The following is a 16,353-nucleotide window of genomic DNA, read 5'->3' as shown; positions in this document are numbered from 1 at the left end:
CATCCAATGGCAGTCTTCGACCGTCTTCGTCACCCGCTGTCAGCGGTAGCCATCGCGCTCCTCCTCACCCTCCCGTGGGTCGGCTCGTCGCTGCTCGGCCTCGTCCACTCGTACGCGACGGGCACCGTCGTGCTGATCGCGGGGCTTGCGGTGCTCGGTGCATCGTTCATGCTCGCGTGGGGTGCTGAAACCGCCGAGAAGGACGTGCCGCGGGCGTTCGCCATCGCCGTTCTCGCCGTTCTCGCCGTCGCCCCCGAGTACGCGGTCGACGCCCTCTACGCGTTCAACGCCGGGAACTTCGCGGGCACCCCCCGCGGGATGGAAGCCGCCAACCTCGCGGTCGCGAACATGACCGGTGCGAACCGCATCCTCATCGGGCTCGGCTGGTCCGGTATCGCGCTGTTCACCATCTACCGCGCCGGGAGCGCCGCCGACCCCGCCGTCGAGAAACGCGACGGCTTCCTCGCCTCCCGCGTGAACCTCGACCCCGACATCTCCACCGAGATCGCGTTCCTGTTCGTCGCGACGATGTGGGCGTTTCTCGTGCCGCTCAACGGTGGTATCGACATCCTCGACATGGTCGTGCTCGTCGGCATCTACGTCACCTACATCGCCATCATCATCCAGGGTGACGTCGAAGAGATCGAAGAGCAGGTAGGCGTCCCGAAGTACTTCCAGTCGTTCGCCCGACGGGTGCGGGTCCCCATCGTCCTCGTGCTGTTCGGCTACTCCGGGCTGATGATCTTCTGGGCGGTCGAGCCGTTCGCTCACGGGCTCGAAGTGCTCGGGCAGAACTTCGGCATCCCGCCGTTCTTCATGATCCAGTGGATCGCCCCGCTGGCCTCCGAGTCGCCCGAACTCATCGTCGTCGCCTACCTCGTCAACAAGGCGCGCTCGACGGCTGGATTCAACGCGCTCATCTCCTCGAAGCTCAACCAGTGGACGCTGCTCATCGGGACGCTCGTCGTCGTCTACTCCATCGGGCTCGGCACGTACGGCACGCTCCCGTTCGACCAGAAGCAGGCGGCCGAAATCTGGATCACGGCTGCACAGTCCTACTTCGCGCTGGCCATCCTCGTCAACTTCAACATCTCGCTGCGTGAGGCCGTCGCCCTCCTCGTGCTGTTCGCCTCGCAGGTGATCTTGGAGTTCATCATCATCCGCGACGTGATGACGCTCCCGTTCACCAGCTACGAACTGCTCATCGGCTACACCGTCGTCTACATGGTCATCGGGACGGCGATGTTCGCCCGGCGGTGGGGCTCGCTCCAGCGGCTGTTCCGCCGGCTGGTCCAGACCGCCCGGACGGCGCTCGGCGGCGGCCCGCCCACCGCGAGCGACTGATACTGTCGTAGCCGTGGACGGCAGCTCGCCACGTCAGGTGGCGAGATTCGTGCAACTCGTCCGTTCGACGGCTGGCGCACGAAGGCAAAACCCATTTGCGCGCGTAGTTGGTAGAGAGCGTCAATGGCGAAGTGCGACGTGTGCGGCAAACACATCGACCTGCCGTACAACTGTCGGGGGTGCGGCGGCACCTACTGTGGCGACCACCGGCTCCCCGAGAACCACTCGTGTGCCGGGCTCGACAGCTGGAACGACCCGAAGAGTGTCTTCGACTCCGGGTTCGACGACTCCGTAACCCAGACGGGCCGTTCCGGTGGCGTGCTCGGGCGCGTGACCCCAGATACGGGGGCTGGCGGCCCGCTCAGCTACTTCCGCGGGAACCTCTCGTACGTGTTCCTCGCGGTCATCGTCCTCACGTACGTGGCACAGCTCCTCGTCGCGAACCTCGCGCCGGAGCTGTTCCGGCCGCTGTTCGTGCTGACCTCTGCGCACCCCGAGTACGTCTGGACCTGGGTGACGAGCGTCTTCTCGCACGGCTCGCCCGGCCACCTGTTCGGCAACGCCATCGTGCTGTTCTTCTTCGGGCCGGTGCTCGAACGGAAGCTCGGCTCGAAGCGGTTCGGCGCGCTGTTCATCGGCGCCGGGATGATCGCGGGGCTCTCGCAGATCGCCGCGGGCTACCTCCTCGGGGACCCGGTGTCGGGCGTGCTCGGGGCGTCGGGTGGCATCATGGCCGTCCTCGCGGTGCTCTCCGTGCTGAACCCGGACCTGAAGGTGTATCTCTACTTCATCCTCCCCATCCCCATCTGGGTGCTCACCATCGGCTACGCCGCGCTCTCGGTGTTCGGCGTGCTCGCCGACTTCTCGGTGCTCGGCGGCAACGTCGCACACGCCGCGCACCTGATGGGGCTGTTCATCGGCGCCGCCTACGGCTTCTACATCGAGGACAAGGTCTCCGCACCAGGTGAACTCCGGTTCGGCGGCGGCCGCGGCGGGATGGGTGGGCCGGGTCGCGGTCGCTTCTGAATGCGTCGCGACCGCTTCATCCCCGACCCCTCCCTCTCGCGGACCGAGATGGAGCAGCTCCAGCGGGAGGTCGCTGCAGCCGCCCGATTCGAGGACGACCTCGACGTGACGGTGCACGATATCGAGCGTGGAGACGCGCTCGTCGCGGGCGTCGACCAGGCGTTTCTGCCAAACCGAGACCCGCAGCAAGCCATCTCGGCCATCGTCGTGCTCCGCGGCGACGAGGTCGTCGAGCGCGCGTACGCCGTCACCGACCTGTCGATTCCGTACGTCCCCGGCCTCCTGTCCTTTCGAGAAGGTGGCCCGATCCTCGCGGCGTTCGAGGAACTCGAGGCCGAGCCCGACGTCCTCGTGTTCGACGGCTCGGGCCGCATCCACTTCCGACAGGCCGGGCTCGCGACCCACCTCGGCGTCATCCTCGATGCGCCCTCCGTAGGGGTCGCGAAGAGCCTGCTGTGCGGGACACCGCGGTCGTCGGTCGATGGGCTCCCGCAGGGTGCGAAGGTGGCCATCGAGGCCGACGACAGCATGGATGCACCGGCGGGCGAGGTCGTCGGCTACGCCTACCAGAGCCGCCAGTACCCCAACTCGCGGTCCATCAATCCCCTGTACGTCTCGCCGGGCCACCGGGTGAGCGCCGAGACCGCCGTCGACCTCGTCGCGGCCTGTGGCGGCGACTACAAGCTCCCCGAGCCGACGCGGCTCGCGGACGCGTACGCCGACGAGGTCAAACACTCGTTGGCCGACAAGAACGACTAACTGCCGGGGGTTCGACCCCTGTGACATGGAACGGACGGTACTCATCACGGGCTGCAGTTCCGGCATCGGCCGGGCGACGGCCCTCGCCTACCTCGAGGAGGAGTGGACGGTGTACGCGACGGCTCGCAACACCGCGGACATCCAGACGCTCGGCGAGAAGGGAGCGGACATCAACGCGCTCGACGTGACCGACCCCGAGGACGTCGGGCGGGTCGTCGACCGCATCATCGAGGAGGACGGCCGCATCGACTGTCTCGTCAACAACGCGGGCTACGGCCAGCACGGCCCGCTCGAAGACCTCCCTGCGGAACTCCTCCAGAAACAGCTCGACGTGAACCTCATCGGTCCCCACCGGCTCGTGCAGGCCGTCCTCCCGCACATGCGCGCACAGGAGGACGGCACCATCGTGAACGTCTCGTCGGTCGCCGGGCGGCTCGCCGCCCCCGGGATGGGTGCGTACTCGGCCTCCAAATTCGCGCTCGAAGGGTACTCCGACACGCTCCGCACCGAGGTCGCCGGCTTCGGTGTCGACGTGTCGCTCGTCGAACCCGGCCCGGTCGAGACGAGCTTTCGTGAACGTGTCGGCGACGAGATCGACAAACTCGACCGCACGGAGGCGTACGACTGGGTGTACGACATGCAGGAGGACGGCTCCGTCGTCTCCGGGGACTCCTCGCCGTTCGCCTCCACGCCCGAGGAGGTCGCCGCGGTCATTCTGGAGGCGGGCGTCTCCACGAACCCCGACCCCCGCTACGTCGTCGGCGGGTTCGCCAACTTCGCCGTCAAGCTCCGTCTGCTCCCCGACCGCCTCCGTGACAAGGTGTTCGGCCTGATGCGCAAGCTCTAATGGCCGACCGCGAGGCGCTCGGTCGCTCGCCGGCGCACGCGCTCGCACTCGACTGCATCGACGCCGGCATCGACGCTGCCAGCCCCGAGCGCGCCGTCGCCGCCGCCCTCACGCTCGACGGCGACATCCTCCACGTCGCGGACGACGCGTACGACCTCACGGACTACGACCGCGTGCTCGTGCTCGGCGCCGGCAAGGCGACGGCAGGGCTCGTCGGTGCGCTCCACGACCTGCTCGGCGACCGCATCGACGGCGGCTGTGTGGCCGTGCCCGACCCCGTCGACCTCCCGGTCGAGTCGGTGGTCGCGGGCCACCCGACGCCCGACTCGGGGAGCCACGAGGCCGCGACCCGCATCCTCGCCATCGCACAGGACGCCGACGACCGGACGCTCGTCCTCGCACCCATCTCGGGCGGGGGGAGCGCCCTCCTCGCCGCGCCCGTCGACGGCCTCGCGTTCGACGCGCTCCGCGAGGTGACCGACGCGCTCGTCGCGAGCGGCGCCTCGATAGACGAGATAAACGCGGTCCGAAAACACTGTTCGGCGATAAAGGGGGGTCGGCTCGCCCAGGCGTTGGCACCCGCCACGGTGGTCGGATTACTCGTCTCGGATGTGGTGGGCGACGACCCCGCAGTCGTCGCCTCGGGGCCGCTCACGCCCGACCCGACGACCTACGCCGACGCCCGCGACGTGCTCGACCGCTACGATATTGACGTGCCCGCGGTCCGAGACCACCTCAACGCCGGCGTTCGGGGCGAGCGCGAGGAGACGCCGAACCCCGGAGACGAGTCGTTCGAGACGGTCACCACGCACGTCATCGCGAGCGGGCGGACGGCGGTCGACGCCGCCGAAACGCTGGCGCGCGACCGCGGCTACACGCCGCTCGTGCTCTCGACGCGCATCCGGGGCGAGGCGCGCGAGGCGGCGCGCACGCAGGTCGCCGTCGCCGAGGAGATACTCGATTCTGGGCGGCCCGTCGAACCACCCGCGGTCGTCCTCTCGGGTGGCGAGACGACCGTGACCGTCCGGGGGGACGGCACTGGCGGCCCCAACCTCGAGTTCGCGCTCGCGGCTGCGCTCGAGCTCCCGGACGAGGCAATCCTCGCGAGCGTCGATACGGACGGCCGCGACGGGTCGACCGACGCGGCGGGCGCCATCGTCGACTCGGAGACCGTCGCGACGGCCGACGACCGACGTGCGGCCCGTGCTGCACTCTCGCGGAACGACGCGCTCGGCTACCTTCGAGAGCGAAGCGTCGATATCGAAGGGGGCCCCACGGGCACGAACGTCAACGACCTTCGCGTGCTGATCGTCGGCAGCGACGACTAGTCGAGACAGGCCGCGACGACTCGCAGCGCCTCTTCACCTCTGACCTCCTCGGCGAACAGCGGGACGCGCTTCACGTCGTGCCCGCGAAAGAGGTTCTGGGCGCGGGAGAGCGCCTCCCGCTGGACTTCCCATCGTCGCTTGCAGAACTCGCAGTTCTCGAGGTCGGGCGCGACGAACCAGTCGGCGTCGACGGCCGCGACGTCCGCGAGCGGCTGCATCACGCGGTTCACGACGACCGTTCCGACCGGCACCCCGAAGCCGCCGAGCCGCTCGACCAGTCGCTCGGACTCGGTGACTGACATCACCTCGGGCACCATGACGACCCGGAAGTCGGTCTTCGCGGGGTCGGTGAGCACCGCGCGGAGGCGCTCGACCCGGTCGGAGAGCTCCCGGAGGCTGTCGATCCCTTGGTCCATCTGCTGTTCGTCGGCGCCGCCGAACAGATTGCCGAGGGAGCCGGCCATCCCCGACAGGCGCTCGCGGAACGCGATGAGCTTCCCCATCATCGAGTCCATCACGTCCGGGAGTTCGAGCAGCCGGAGGGTGTGGCCCGTCGGTGCGGTGTCGACGACGACGCGCTCGAACCGCTCGTCGTCCATGTACTCGAGGAGGAGCTGGAACGCCGCGGCCTCGTCGGCACCGGGCATCGAGCCAGCCTGCAGGGGGTTGTCGCCGCCGAACAGCTCGCCGAGCCCGCCCATCGCGTTCCCGGGGGCCTCGCCGTCGGCGAAGGGCCCGGCGTCCATGTTCTCGGGGTCGATTTCGGCACCGTAGAGTGGAATGTCCTCGCGGATGCGCCCCGGCTCGGCGGGCACGTCAGTGTCGAGCGCGTCCGACAGCGAGTGGGCGGGGTCGGTCGAGACGGCGAGCGTCGGCGTCCCCTCGCGGGCACTGGCGAGCGCGGTCGCGGCGGCCATCGTCGTCTTGCCCACGCCGCCCTTCCCGCCGTACAGCACGTACTCGGGGGCGTCGACGGTCGTGTCGAGCGAGTCGACGGCCTCGACGTCGATGTCGGTCATTGGCGAGGTTCGGTGACCGAGACGCCTGTATCCGTCGGTCTCGCCTCAGACTCGTCGCAAGCAGGTCGCACAGTAGTCGACGTGATCGGGGTTCGGCGCCCGACAGTGGCGACAGCGCACGTCGCTCGGCGCCAGCAGGGGCTCACGGTGACGCTCGGTGTAGTCCTCGTAGTACTGTTCGAGCCCCATCGCCCTCGCCATCGCCCGGTTCTCTGGGGGGCGCACGTTCTCGTGCATCATCAACTGGTTGATGAGGTCGTCGTCGCGCATCGCCAGCAATCCCCGGTAGAACCCGATGAACAGCAGGGTCGGCGTGACCACCATCACGGCGGTCAGGAGCATGTCCACGGCTACGCTGAACATGTGGTAACGTGTACCACGAGGTGGTGTACGCACTTGTGCGCTCCGCTCCCGGCTGTTCTGGTGATACAGCCGCTCTCGAAGTCGAGTATCGCAGGGCGGCGACGGTCTCGCGCAAGAACGGTGACGGGGTTACTCGACGAACGCCTGCAGGACACCCTGTCCGTCGACGCCCGCGTGGCTCGTCTCGGCGATGTCGGGGAGCGCGGCCCGCTCGGGGTGCGGCATCAGGACGGCGGTCGTCCGGGCGTCGCCGACGACGCCCGCGACGTTCTCCTTCGAGCCGTTGGGGTTCGCCTCGTCGGTGACGTTCCCCTCGCTGTCGCAGTAGCGGAACAGCACGCGGTCCTCGTCGTTCAGTCGCTGGAGGCGTTCGTCGGTGATCTCGAACCGGCCCTCGCCGTGTGCGATGGGCAGTTCGATGACCGCGCCCTCCTCGAACGCGCTCGTGAACGGCGTGTCGGTGGTCTCGACACGAAGATGCACGTGTTCACACTGGAAGCTGGCCGACCGGTTCGTCGTGAACGCCCCGGGCGTCAGCGACGACTCGCTGCCGATCTGCGCGCCGTTACAGACGCCGAGGACGGGCACCTCGCCCGCCAGCTCGCGCACCTCGTTCAGCACCGGCGAGCGCGCGGCCATCGCGCCGGCCCGGAGGTAGTCGCCGTAGGAGAAGCCGCCGGGGAGGACGACACCGGAGGTATCGGCGGGGAGGCCGTCCTCGTGCCAGACGATCTCGGCGTCGACGCCGAGGTGGTCGAGCGCCTGCAGGGCGTCGCGGTCGCAGTTCGAGCCGCCGAAGCGGATGATGGAGACAGTCACAGTCGCCACCCCGTGTGGCGACCGAGTGTCTCCATCATAGTGATCGATACTGTCATCAGGCTTCGACGACGTCCACGTCGTAGTCGTGGATGGTCGGGTTCGCGAGCAGGCGTTCGGCCATCTCGTCGGCACGGTCGGCGGCCTCGTCGGCGCTCTCGGCGTCGAGGTCGATCTCGAAGCGGTCGGCGCTCCGCAGGTCGTCGAGGTCGAACCCCAGCCGTTCGAGCGCGCGCTGTGTCGTCTCGGCCTCCGGGTCCAAGACGCCGTGCTTGAGCCGCACGGTCACCGTCGCGGTGTAGGCGGTCATCGAGCGGAGGTGCGTATCCGTGGATGAAAACGCTTGTGTCTCGACTCGGCTATGCACGAACGTGCGTCTACCCATCCAGCGGGTAGCGCGTGACGTGGTCGCCGAACAGCGAGCCCAGATACAGCGCGCCCTCGTGGGGGGTGGCGCTCGTGACGCCGTGGACCCGGCCGGTCGGGTCGTGGAGACTGTCCGTGACCTCGCCGTCGGCGTCGAGCTTCAGGACGAGCCCGTAGGGGTCGCCGCTCACCTGCTCGATGACGGCCTCGGGGAACTTGCCGAGCTGGCGCTTGAGCCCGGGGTAGCGGTGGAGCCGTTCGAGCATCGGGTCGCGGAGGCTCGGGATCGCGACCCAGTAGTTGCCGTCGGGGTCGCGGTCGACGTTGTCGGGGTAGCCGACGAGGTTCTCGGTCCAGCGCTCGACGCGGCCCTCCAGCTCGCCGCGGTGCCAGAACCGGGTGATGCGGTAGCGGGAGGTCTCAGTTATCAGGAGCGACTCGTCGTCCGGGCCGAGCGCGATGCCGTTGGCGAAGCCCAGCCCCTTCAACAGAATGCGGGTCTCTCCCGTCTCGCGGTCGTACGCGAGCAGCCGCCCGGTGTCCTGCAGCTCGAACAGCTCGTCCTGGAACACGGGGTGCTTGCTGGCGTCGGTGAAGTAGACGACCCCGTCCTCGATGTAGAGGTCGTCGGCGAACACGACGTCACGGCCGCCGACCTCGGTGGCGAGTTCGGTCACCGTCCCGTCCTGTGCGACCGAGACGAGGCCGACCTCCGCGACACAGACGAGCAGGTCGTCGCCTGCGAACTCGAGGGCGAGTGGCCGACCGCCGGTGTCGGCGACCGGTTCGAGGTCGGCGTTCACGGTGTCGCGGGTGACGGGCTCGGTGGTCCGGTAGACGGTGCCGTTCTCCGCCCCGGTGTAGAGCCGGCCGTCGGCATCGAACGCCACGTCCTCGGGCCCCTCCGCGGTGAGGACGTGGTCGCAGTCGGTGAGCGCGCGGTTCTCGGCGAGCGGTCCCGACAGGTCGGGACTCTCGGGCGGTCGCCAGCTCACGGGGTCGAGCCGCGAGTCCGCGTTCCTGAGCGCCACGGTCGCGGCCGCACCGAGCAGGAGGCCCGCGGCGGCCAGCGGGCGTCGAAGACGTCGCAGTCCCATATCCGGCGTTGACTCCCGCTCCCGGCAAGTGCGTTTCCGTTGCCTGTGGGGGTTGCGGAAAACGGGCTCCTTTTGCCCGTCGGCGTGTCTGGAGTGGGTATGAACGATGCGAGCCGCTGGTGGTCCGTATGACCCGCCAGTACACCCAGATCACCGTCGTCGGCGACGACAAGACGGGTATCATCGCGCAGGTGACGACCCTGCTGTTCGAGCGCGACATCAACATCGAGGACCTCGACCAGGCCGTCCGCGAGGGCATCTTCCGGATGACGCTGCACGTCGACACCTCGGAGATGTCCTGCACCAAGGACGAACTCCGCGACGCGCTCGCGGAGCTCGGTGACGACATCGGCCAGGACATCACCGTCCGGTTCCCCTCCGACCGCGAGACCCAGACCATCGCGGTGCTCGTCACGAAGGAGAGCCACTGTCTCGAAGCCCTGCTGGAAGCGTGGGCCGACGGCGACCTCGGTGCGGACATCGAGGTCGTCATCTCGAACCACGACGACCTCGAACCCCTCTCTGACCACTACGACATCCCGTTCCACGACATCGGCGACGAGAAGGGGAGCCCCGACGAGGCGCAGTTGCTCGATCTCCTCGACGAGTACGACACGGACCTCATCGTCCTCGCGCGCTACATGCGCATCCTCAGCCCGAACGTCGTGTTCCGCTACGAGGACCGCATCATCAACATCCACCCCAGCCTCCTGCCGGCGTTTCCGGGGGCAGAGGCGTATCGCCAGGCCACCGAAGAAGGCGTCCGCATCGCCGGCGTGACGGCCCACTACGTCACGACGGACCTCGACCAGGGCCCAATCATCAGCCAGCGGGCGTTCGACGCGCCCGCCGACGCCACGCCCGAGGAACTCGAACGGAAGGGCCAGCCGCTCGAAGCGTCGGCGCTCCTGGAGGCGGTTCGGCTCCACCTCGACGACGCCATCTACGTCCACCACGGCCGCACCGAACTCCGCGATGGGGTCGACCGCGAGGCCTACCAGCTCGGCCTCCCGCCCGAGATGGACTCGATAAATCCCGACCGCCCGGTCGACGGGTTGGGGAAGGTCCTGAGCGACGACTAGCGGCCGCCGTCCGACATCTCGTTACCGTAGCGCGTACAGATACGACTGCGTGTCCTCTGCGGGCTCTGCGACGACGTAGGCGACGCCGTCTGCGACGACCGGTTGCACCGAGTCGTACATCCCGCGCGGCAACTCGATTCGAGCCGTTTCTGACCCGTCCTCCCGGTCGAGAACGAGCAAGCGCTCGCCCTCGCGGGTTCGCGTCACGACCAGCACCGAGTCGGCGGTGACCGTCGGTGGGGAGGTGCCACCGACCCCGACGACGCGTCGCCAGACAGGGTCGCCCGTTTCGGCCTCCAGCGCGACCAGCCAGTCGCTGTTCGTGCCCGCGAGGTACACCGTGCCGTCGGCCACCGCGGGCTGGATGTACGAGTCGCCGTCGACGCGGTACGTCCAGCGGCGCTCGCCGTCGGTCTGGCCGACGGCGTGGAGCTGGCCCCCGGTCGAGACGGCGTACGCCCGGTCGCTGTCAGCGACGGCCGTGGCGTAGCTCTCTCCGAGGTCGAGGTAGCGCCAGCGCGTCGCCCCGTCTGCGCGCTCGAACGCCCACAGCGACCCGTCGCCCCCGTCACCACAGGCGAGGAAGACGGCGTCGTCGGTGACGGCGAACCCGGACGCGGAGTGCGCGGTCGCCTCACTTCGCCACCGGGTCTCGCCGGTGCTGGCGTCGAGCGCGACGACACCGTCGTCGCCCCCGACTGTGAAACAGTCCCGACCGTCGACGGTCGGCGTGAGGCCGCCGGCGTTCGTGCGCCAGTACACGTCGCCGGTCGCGGCATTCAGCGCCTTCACTCCCTCGCCGACAGGGGCGTAGACGACGCGGCCGCGGACGCTCGGCGTGAACGGCGTACTCGGCCCACCTTCGGGCGCGCGCCACAGCAGCTCGTCGCCGGGACGGCTCGTCGTGAGGTCGAGCGCCACGAGTCCGGTGAACTCGCCAGCCTCGAACTCGGTTCCGTCGAACTCGCGGCGGTCGACGCCGAGAAACCCGTGAGTGCCCGCGATCGCCGGCTGGGAGTCAGCGTAGCGACCGATGCTCGTCAGCTCGTACACCTGTGCGTCCGCCGCTGGGGCCCGTTCGTCCGTGACTGCACCCGTCCGTGCGGGGTCGGCGGCGTGCGTCGGCCACGGTCCCTCGAGTGCGTCGATGGGGGCTTCCTCGTGGAGGACGTGCGAACGGAGTGGATTCGTGAGGTTCGAGAGCGCGGTACAGCCGCTCGTGGCTGCGAGTGTGGCCGCACCGGCTACACCGAGGAACGCGCGTCTGGAGGGCATCGCTCACCGGGTCGGTGCGCACAAGTAAATGGCTTCTGTCCTACAGGTCTCGAACAGTCGCTACGGCCTCGGGAAGGTCCGGGGCGTCGAACAGCTCGCGGCCGATGTAGGCGTTCGCGCCCGCCGTGTACATGTCGCGGGCGGCGTCGACGACGTGCTTGGGGAGCGGCTCGGGGTCGACCGCACAGAGCGTCCGCCAGTCGGCGACGTCTTCGTCCTTGGCGCGGGCTTTCGCCTCGTCGACGGCGTCGACCCACTCGGGCTGCGTGCGCTTGTGGTACTGGCGGATGACCTCCTTCGAGAGCTGCTGGCCGTCGTACGAGAAGCGGTTCTCGTCGAACGTGCCGACGACGTCCGCCACCCGAATCTCGCCATCGAAGAACAGACACTCGATCTTGCCGTCCTCGTGGACTAGCCCGGCGTCAGCCGCCTGGTCGGTCACGAGGTCGTTCACCTCGCGCGCGACGGCTTCGAGGTCGTCGACGCTCGCGCCCCCGGCGATCTCGTCCGCGTCCTCGCGGGTGAGATAGCGGTCGGACTCCTCGAACTTCGTCGAGAACTCGACGACCGCTTCGGGCAGGTCGACGGGCTCGTCGGGCCACTCGTCGTAGTCGAGGTCGAAGTCGGCAGGAGTCGCCCGCGAGCGGAGACTGGAGCCGATGGGGACGGTGTTTCGGAAGACGATTTCGAGCGGAATCAGGTAGTTCTCCTCGGCGTCGGCGTGGAACGCGTCGTAGTCGTAGTCGCGGCCCTCGTGCGGGAGGTCGGGCACGCGCGTCAGGTCGATGGCCATCTCCCGCGGTGGGCTGGCGGCGTCCGCGACTGACACGACCTCGCCGTTCGAGACGACGCCGCGGTAGTGTGTCGGGATGTCGTGCGCCTCCAGCAGCTCGAAGTTGGTGGCGCCCATCGTACACAGCGACGCGCCCTTGTTCGGGATGGCGTCGGGCATCTTCCCCCAGTCGAAGACGGAGTAGTCATCAGTGAACACGAACGCGCCCCGCCCCAGTCGTCCCGGCGTCGCGGCCTCCTCGACCCGGAACTCCTTGACGCTCGTCATACGCGAGGGTCCCGGTGTGCGGTGATAGTGGTTTCCCTTCGAGAATTCTCGAGGGACGGTAGAACTATCTCGGACGTCAGCGAGGGCGACGGGAATCGAGCCGTCGGTACAGTACGTCATCTAGGTGAGCCCGTACTTCTAGACGCTATCTCCGCTACCCGGCACGGTTTTATTCCCGGAGGGGAGAGTCAACCCCATGACCGACGCCGTGGACGACTTCGGGTTCGAGCACGTCCCCGAGAGCGACCAGTCCTTCGAGAACGCGCTGGCGAAGGCTCGGGACGGCGACCGGCTCACCGTCGCCGACGGCGTCGAACTCCTCACCACCGGCACCGACACTGGGGGTATCGACACCGCCAGAAAAGAGCAGGTGCTCGAAGCCGCCGACCGCCGGCGCGCAGAGGTTGTCGGCGACGAGGTGACGTTCGTCGCCAACCTCAACAACAACGTCACGACCGCGTGCAACACCGGCTGTCTGTTCTGCAACTTCAAGGACACCGCCGCGAACTTCGAGCGTGGCTCGGGGGTCGACCACCCTGGATTCACGAAGACGCCCGAAGAGTCGCGGGCCATCGTCCGCGACGCGCTGGAGCGGGGTATCTACGAGGTCACCTCCGTTTCGGGGCTCCATCCGGCGTTCGCACTCGACGACGAACACCACGAGATTCTCGCGAGCTACGACTCGCCCGCCAACGAGGTGAACTACAAGCCCCCCGAGCGGTACGACACCGACCCCGGCACCTACCTCGAACAGATGCGCGCCATGTCGAGAGACGGTGCGCACCTCCACTCGATGACGCCCGAGGAGGCGTACCACGCGATTCGGGGCACCGACTGGACGTACGAGGACGCCTACCGTCGCCTCCGCGATGCGGGGCTCGCCTCCGTTCCCGGCACCGCAGCCGAAATCCTCGTCGACGAGGTGCGTGACGTCATCTGCCCAGGAAAAATCGACACACAGGACTGGCTCGACGCGATGGAGGCCGCCGCGAGCGTGGGGCTGCCGATGACGGCGACCATCATGTACGGCCACGTCGACAACGAGATGCACCGCGTCATGCACCTGAAGGAGGTCCGGGACCTGCAGGACAGAACCGGCAACATCACCGAGTTCGTCCCGCTCTCGTTCGTCCACGAGACCACCCCGCTGTACGAGCGCGGGGTCGTCGACGGCGGCGCCTCCCCCGCCGAGGACGAACTGATGATTGCCGTCTCCAGACTCTTCCTCGACAACGTCGACCACGTTCAGTCGTCGTGGGTGAAGTACGGCGACGAGCGCGGCCTGAAGATGCTCTCGTGTGGCGCCGACGACTTCATGGGTACCATCCTCTCGGAGGAGATCACGAAGCGCGCGGGCGGCGGCCACGGCGAGTTCCGGTCGTTCGACGAGTACGTCGAGATGATTCGCGCCGTCGGTCGGGTCCCGGTCGAGCGCTCCACGGACTACGAGCAGCGCCGGGTCGTCGAGGGTGACGGCCCCCACGGTCCGACGCTCGGTCCCCGGGCGGACGGGACGCCCCTGCTCTCGCCGGCGGAGCGCGAGACGGCGACTGACGCCGCGAGCGCGGACGACTAAGCCGTCGAGGGTTCCGCCTCCGCGGCCGCGGCGCTCCCGAGCAGTCGCCGACCGAGATAGTTCACCGGCGTCGCCGCCAGGAAGGCGAGTGCCGCCGCCCGCCCGGCCCCGTCACCGTCGCCTCCCCACCGCGTACTCACGTACACCAGCGCGGCGACGAACAGCCCAGTCGCCAGCGCGTCGAGTGCGTCTCCCATGGCCCCGTATCACCGCCGAGGTAGGTAAGCGTCACGTCGCCGGGCGGACCCGTCGGGACCCGCGGTAACGTCATATACTGGGTATCACTTACCAGAGGTTATCGCCATCCTGCACATCAGAGCCTCGCGGCCACGCGAGGACGACCCCGACGGCCCCTTCGCCGAGCAGCGGGCGGCCATCGACCGGCCGATGTTCCGGCTGCTCACCGTCTACGGCCGGCGTTACCCGGCGCCGCTGCTGCTCGCGCTCGGGGCGAACGCGCTGTCACCGCTGCTGATTCTGATTCCGGCGTACGTGCTCGGGACGGCCATCGACGCGCTGTTCACGGAAACGAGAGCGTTCACGCTCCCGTTCGTTCCGGCGTCGGTCGTTCCCACCGACCCCGTCGGTCAGCTCTGGTTCGCCGTCGGCGTCGTGGTCCTCGCATACACGGGCAACACCCTGCTGTCGTGGGCCGGCAGCTACGGCTGGACGGCGTTCGCCGAGACGGTCCAGCACGACGTGCGGACGGACACGTACGACACGCTCCAGCGGCTCGGCATGGAGTTCTTCACCGAGCGGCAGACCGGCGAGCTGTCGAGCATCGTCGGCAGCGACGTGAACCAGCTCAACAGTTTTCTCAACGGCTGGCTCGGCCGCACCCTCTCCATCGTCGTGCAACTGCTGGGGACGGGTGTCGTCATGCTCACCCTGAACCCACAGCTGGCGCTCGTCGCGCTCGTGCCGGCGCCCGTCCTCGCGGTGCTCAGCTACGCGTTCGTCAAGCGCATCCGTCCGAAGTACGGCGAGGCGCGCGCCAGCTTCGGCCGGCTGTCGGGACGAGTCGAGAACAACCTCTCGGGCATCGAGGTCGTGAAGTCGTTCACGACCGAGCAGTTCGAGTCCGACCGTATCCGCGACGCCTCGCAGACGCACGTCGACGCGCGGTTCGCCGCGGCGGCGCTCAACATCCGGTTCGGTCCCAGCCTCTCGCTCGTGACCGGCTACGGCTTCGCGCTCGTCCTGCTCGTCGGCGGGCTGTGGGTCGTCGGTGGCCCACCCTGGATCTTCACTGGGGCGCTCACCGTCGGGACGCTCGTCGTCTTCCTCGACTACACCCGACAGTTCACCCAGCCGATGGCGCAGGCCGGAATGCTCCTCAACAACTACGAGGACGTGAAGGCCTCTGCCGTGCGCGTCTTCGCGCTGATGGACTACCCGGTGGCTGTCCCCGAGGACGACGACGCGCTGGCGCTCGAGAACGTCCGGGGACGCGTCGAGTACGACGGCGTCTCGTTCGCCTACCCCACGAACGACCGCGATGACGACGACGGCCCGCAACCGGTGCTCCACGACGTCTCGCTCACGGCCGACGCGGGTGCCCTCGTGGGGCTCGTCGGCCCCACCGGCTCCGGGAAGTCGACGCTGATGAAGCTCCTGTTGCGCCTGTACGACCCCGATTCGGGGGCGATACGCGTCGACGGGCACGACGTGCGCGAGTACTCGCTGTCGAGTCTCCGGGGCGCCATCGGCTACGTCTCACAGGACCCGTTCCTCTTCTCGGGGACCATCCGCGAGAACATCGCGTACGGCACCGACGCCACCGACGCCGAGGTCGAGGCCGCCGCGCGCGCCGCCGCCGCCCACGAATTCATCTCGAACCTCCCCGATGGCTACGACACCACGGTCGGCCAGCGGGGCGTGAAGCTCTCGGGCGGGCAGCGCCAGCGCGTCGCCATCGCGCGCGTCGTCCTGAAGGACCCGCCGATTCTCGTCCTCGACGAAGCGACGTCGCACGTCGACAACGAGACGGAGCTGCTCATCCAGCGGGCGCTCGCCGACCTCATCGAGGACCGAACGACGTTCGTCATCGCGCACCGGCTCTCGACGGTTCGGAGCGCCGACCACGTCGTCGTCCTCGACGACGGGCAGGTGGTCGAACACGGCACCCACGAACAGCTCCTCGACGACGGCGGCCTCTACGCGAACCTCTGGGCGGTGCAGGTGGGTGACCTCCAGTCGCTCCCCGAGTCGTTCGTCGAGGGGGTCGCGCGCCGGGACGCAGAAAGCCGCGCGGACGACTGACGGGTTCACCTCCAATCCGTGAACGACTGAAGTGGTTTGCGTCGGTGGGCACCCACGAGCGACTGAGCGATGGCCCGACGTTTATGTACGAAGACGCAGCCAGCGACGCCGTGCGCTGAGAACGGTCCCGGGT

16 protein-coding genes are annotated in these 16,353 nt (G+C 68.5%); 8 read left to right on the top strand and 8 right to left on the bottom strand.

Features of this window, described 5'->3' with window-relative positions; all coding sequences use genetic code 11:
- Window positions 1–6: 6 nt before the first annotated feature.
- From NL126_RS02365 to NL126_RS02345, 5 genes are all read left to right on the top strand, one after another.
- Window positions 7–1,344, top strand: coding sequence for a calcium:cation antiporter family protein (locus NL126_RS02365; protein ID WP_255197301.1), 1,338 nt, complete (start codon window positions 7–9; stop codon window positions 1,342–1,344).
- A gap of 123 nt (window positions 1,345–1,467) precedes the next feature.
- Window positions 1,468–2,370: a rhomboid family intramembrane serine protease gene (locus NL126_RS02360; RefSeq protein WP_255197300.1), complete on the top strand. Its 903-nt coding sequence runs from the start codon at window positions 1,468–1,470 to the stop codon at window positions 2,368–2,370.
- Window positions 2,371–3,129, top strand: coding sequence for an endonuclease V (locus NL126_RS02355; RefSeq protein ID WP_255197299.1), 759 nt, complete (start codon window positions 2,371–2,373; stop codon window positions 3,127–3,129).
- Window positions 3,130–3,154: 25 nt separating this feature from the next.
- Window positions 3,155–3,976: an SDR family oxidoreductase gene (locus NL126_RS02350; protein WP_255197298.1), complete on the top strand. Its 822-nt coding sequence runs from the start codon at window positions 3,155–3,157 to the stop codon at window positions 3,974–3,976.
- Window positions 3,976–5,304, top strand: coding sequence for a glycerate kinase type-2 family protein (locus NL126_RS02345; protein ID WP_255197297.1), 1,329 nt, complete (start codon window positions 3,976–3,978; stop codon window positions 5,302–5,304). Before NL126_RS02350 ends, NL126_RS02345 begins: the two co-directional genes overlap by 1 nt.
- Here NL126_RS02345 and NL126_RS02340 read toward each other — a convergent pair.
- The 5 genes from NL126_RS02340 to NL126_RS02320 all read right to left on the bottom strand — a co-directional run bounded on the left by NL126_RS02340 (window position 5,301) and on the right by NL126_RS02320 (window position 8,965).
- Entirely contained in the window at window positions 5,301–6,323 is a 1,023-nt protein-coding gene (locus NL126_RS02340) for an ArsA family ATPase (protein WP_255197296.1), read from the bottom strand. The two genes, NL126_RS02345 and NL126_RS02340, sit on opposite strands and share 4 nt — an antisense overlap.
- A 45-nt stretch (window positions 6,324–6,368) precedes the next feature.
- Window positions 6,369–6,686 carry a hypothetical protein gene (locus NL126_RS02335; protein WP_255197295.1) on the bottom strand — a complete coding sequence of 106 codons (318 nt, stop codon included), beginning with the start codon at window positions 6,684–6,686 and terminating at the stop codon, window positions 6,369–6,371.
- A 129-nt stretch (window positions 6,687–6,815) separates the two neighbouring features.
- On the bottom strand, window positions 6,816–7,505 hold the full coding sequence (gene purQ / locus NL126_RS02330; RefSeq protein WP_255197294.1) for a phosphoribosylformylglycinamidine synthase I: 690 nt from the start codon (window positions 7,503–7,505) through the stop codon (window positions 6,816–6,818).
- A 55-nt stretch (window positions 7,506–7,560) separates the two neighbouring features.
- Window positions 7,561–7,812, bottom strand: a complete 252-nt coding sequence (gene purS / locus NL126_RS02325; RefSeq protein WP_255197293.1) for a phosphoribosylformylglycinamidine synthase subunit PurS — start codon at window positions 7,810–7,812, stop codon at window positions 7,561–7,563.
- 67 nt (window positions 7,813–7,879) lie between these two features.
- On the bottom strand, window positions 7,880–8,965 hold the full coding sequence (locus tag NL126_RS02320; protein WP_255197292.1) for an SMP-30/gluconolactonase/LRE family protein: 1,086 nt from the start codon (window positions 8,963–8,965) through the stop codon (window positions 7,880–7,882).
- A gap of 128 nt (window positions 8,966–9,093) precedes the next feature.
- On the opposite strand from NL126_RS02320, the gene NL126_RS02315 reads away from it, so the two are divergent.
- The gene (locus NL126_RS02315; RefSeq protein WP_350355478.1) at window positions 9,094–10,047 is read left to right on the top strand and encodes a formyltetrahydrofolate deformylase; all 954 of its coding nucleotides are present in this window, start codon (window positions 9,094–9,096) and stop codon (window positions 10,045–10,047) included.
- Between the two features lie 21 nt (window positions 10,048–10,068).
- Here the strand turns inward: NL126_RS02315 and NL126_RS02310 are convergent, their stop codons facing one another.
- A complete protein-coding gene (locus tag NL126_RS02310; RefSeq protein WP_255197290.1) occupies window positions 10,069–11,322 on the bottom strand; it encodes an outer membrane protein assembly factor BamB family protein in 1,254 nt (417 codons plus the stop codon).
- A gap of 40 nt (window positions 11,323–11,362) precedes the next feature.
- Window positions 11,363–12,382: a phosphoribosylaminoimidazolesuccinocarboxamide synthase gene (locus NL126_RS02305; RefSeq protein ID WP_255197289.1), complete on the bottom strand. Its 1,020-nt coding sequence runs from the start codon at window positions 12,380–12,382 to the stop codon at window positions 11,363–11,365.
- A 196-nt stretch (window positions 12,383–12,578) separates the two neighbouring features.
- Here NL126_RS02305 and cofH point away from each other — a divergent pair, with 196 nt between their 5' ends.
- Window positions 12,579–13,958 (top strand): 7,8-didemethyl-8-hydroxy-5-deazariboflavin synthase subunit CofH, encoded by a 1,380-nt coding sequence (cofH, locus tag NL126_RS02300; RefSeq protein ID WP_255197288.1) that lies wholly within the window; start codon window positions 12,579–12,581, stop codon window positions 13,956–13,958.
- Here cofH and NL126_RS02295 read toward each other — a convergent pair.
- Window positions 13,955–14,155, bottom strand: a complete 201-nt coding sequence (locus NL126_RS02295; RefSeq protein ID WP_255197287.1) for a hypothetical protein — start codon at window positions 14,153–14,155, stop codon at window positions 13,955–13,957. The two genes, cofH and NL126_RS02295, sit on opposite strands and share 4 nt — an antisense overlap.
- Before the next feature lie 190 nt (window positions 14,156–14,345).
- Here NL126_RS02295 and NL126_RS02290 point away from each other — a divergent pair, with 190 nt between their 5' ends.
- Complete coding sequence (locus NL126_RS02290) at window positions 14,346–16,220, top strand: ABC transporter ATP-binding protein (RefSeq protein ID WP_255197286.1); 1,875 nt, start codon at window positions 14,346–14,348, stop codon at window positions 16,218–16,220.
- Window positions 16,221–16,353: the final 133 nt, after the last annotated feature.

Origin of the sequence: Halorarius litoreus, from assembly GCF_024362405.1 — an archaeon.
Lineage (GTDB): Archaea > Halobacteriota > Halobacteria > Halobacteriales > Haloarculaceae > Halorarius > Halorarius litoreus.
This window is presented reverse-complemented; position numbering and strand designations above follow the sequence as displayed.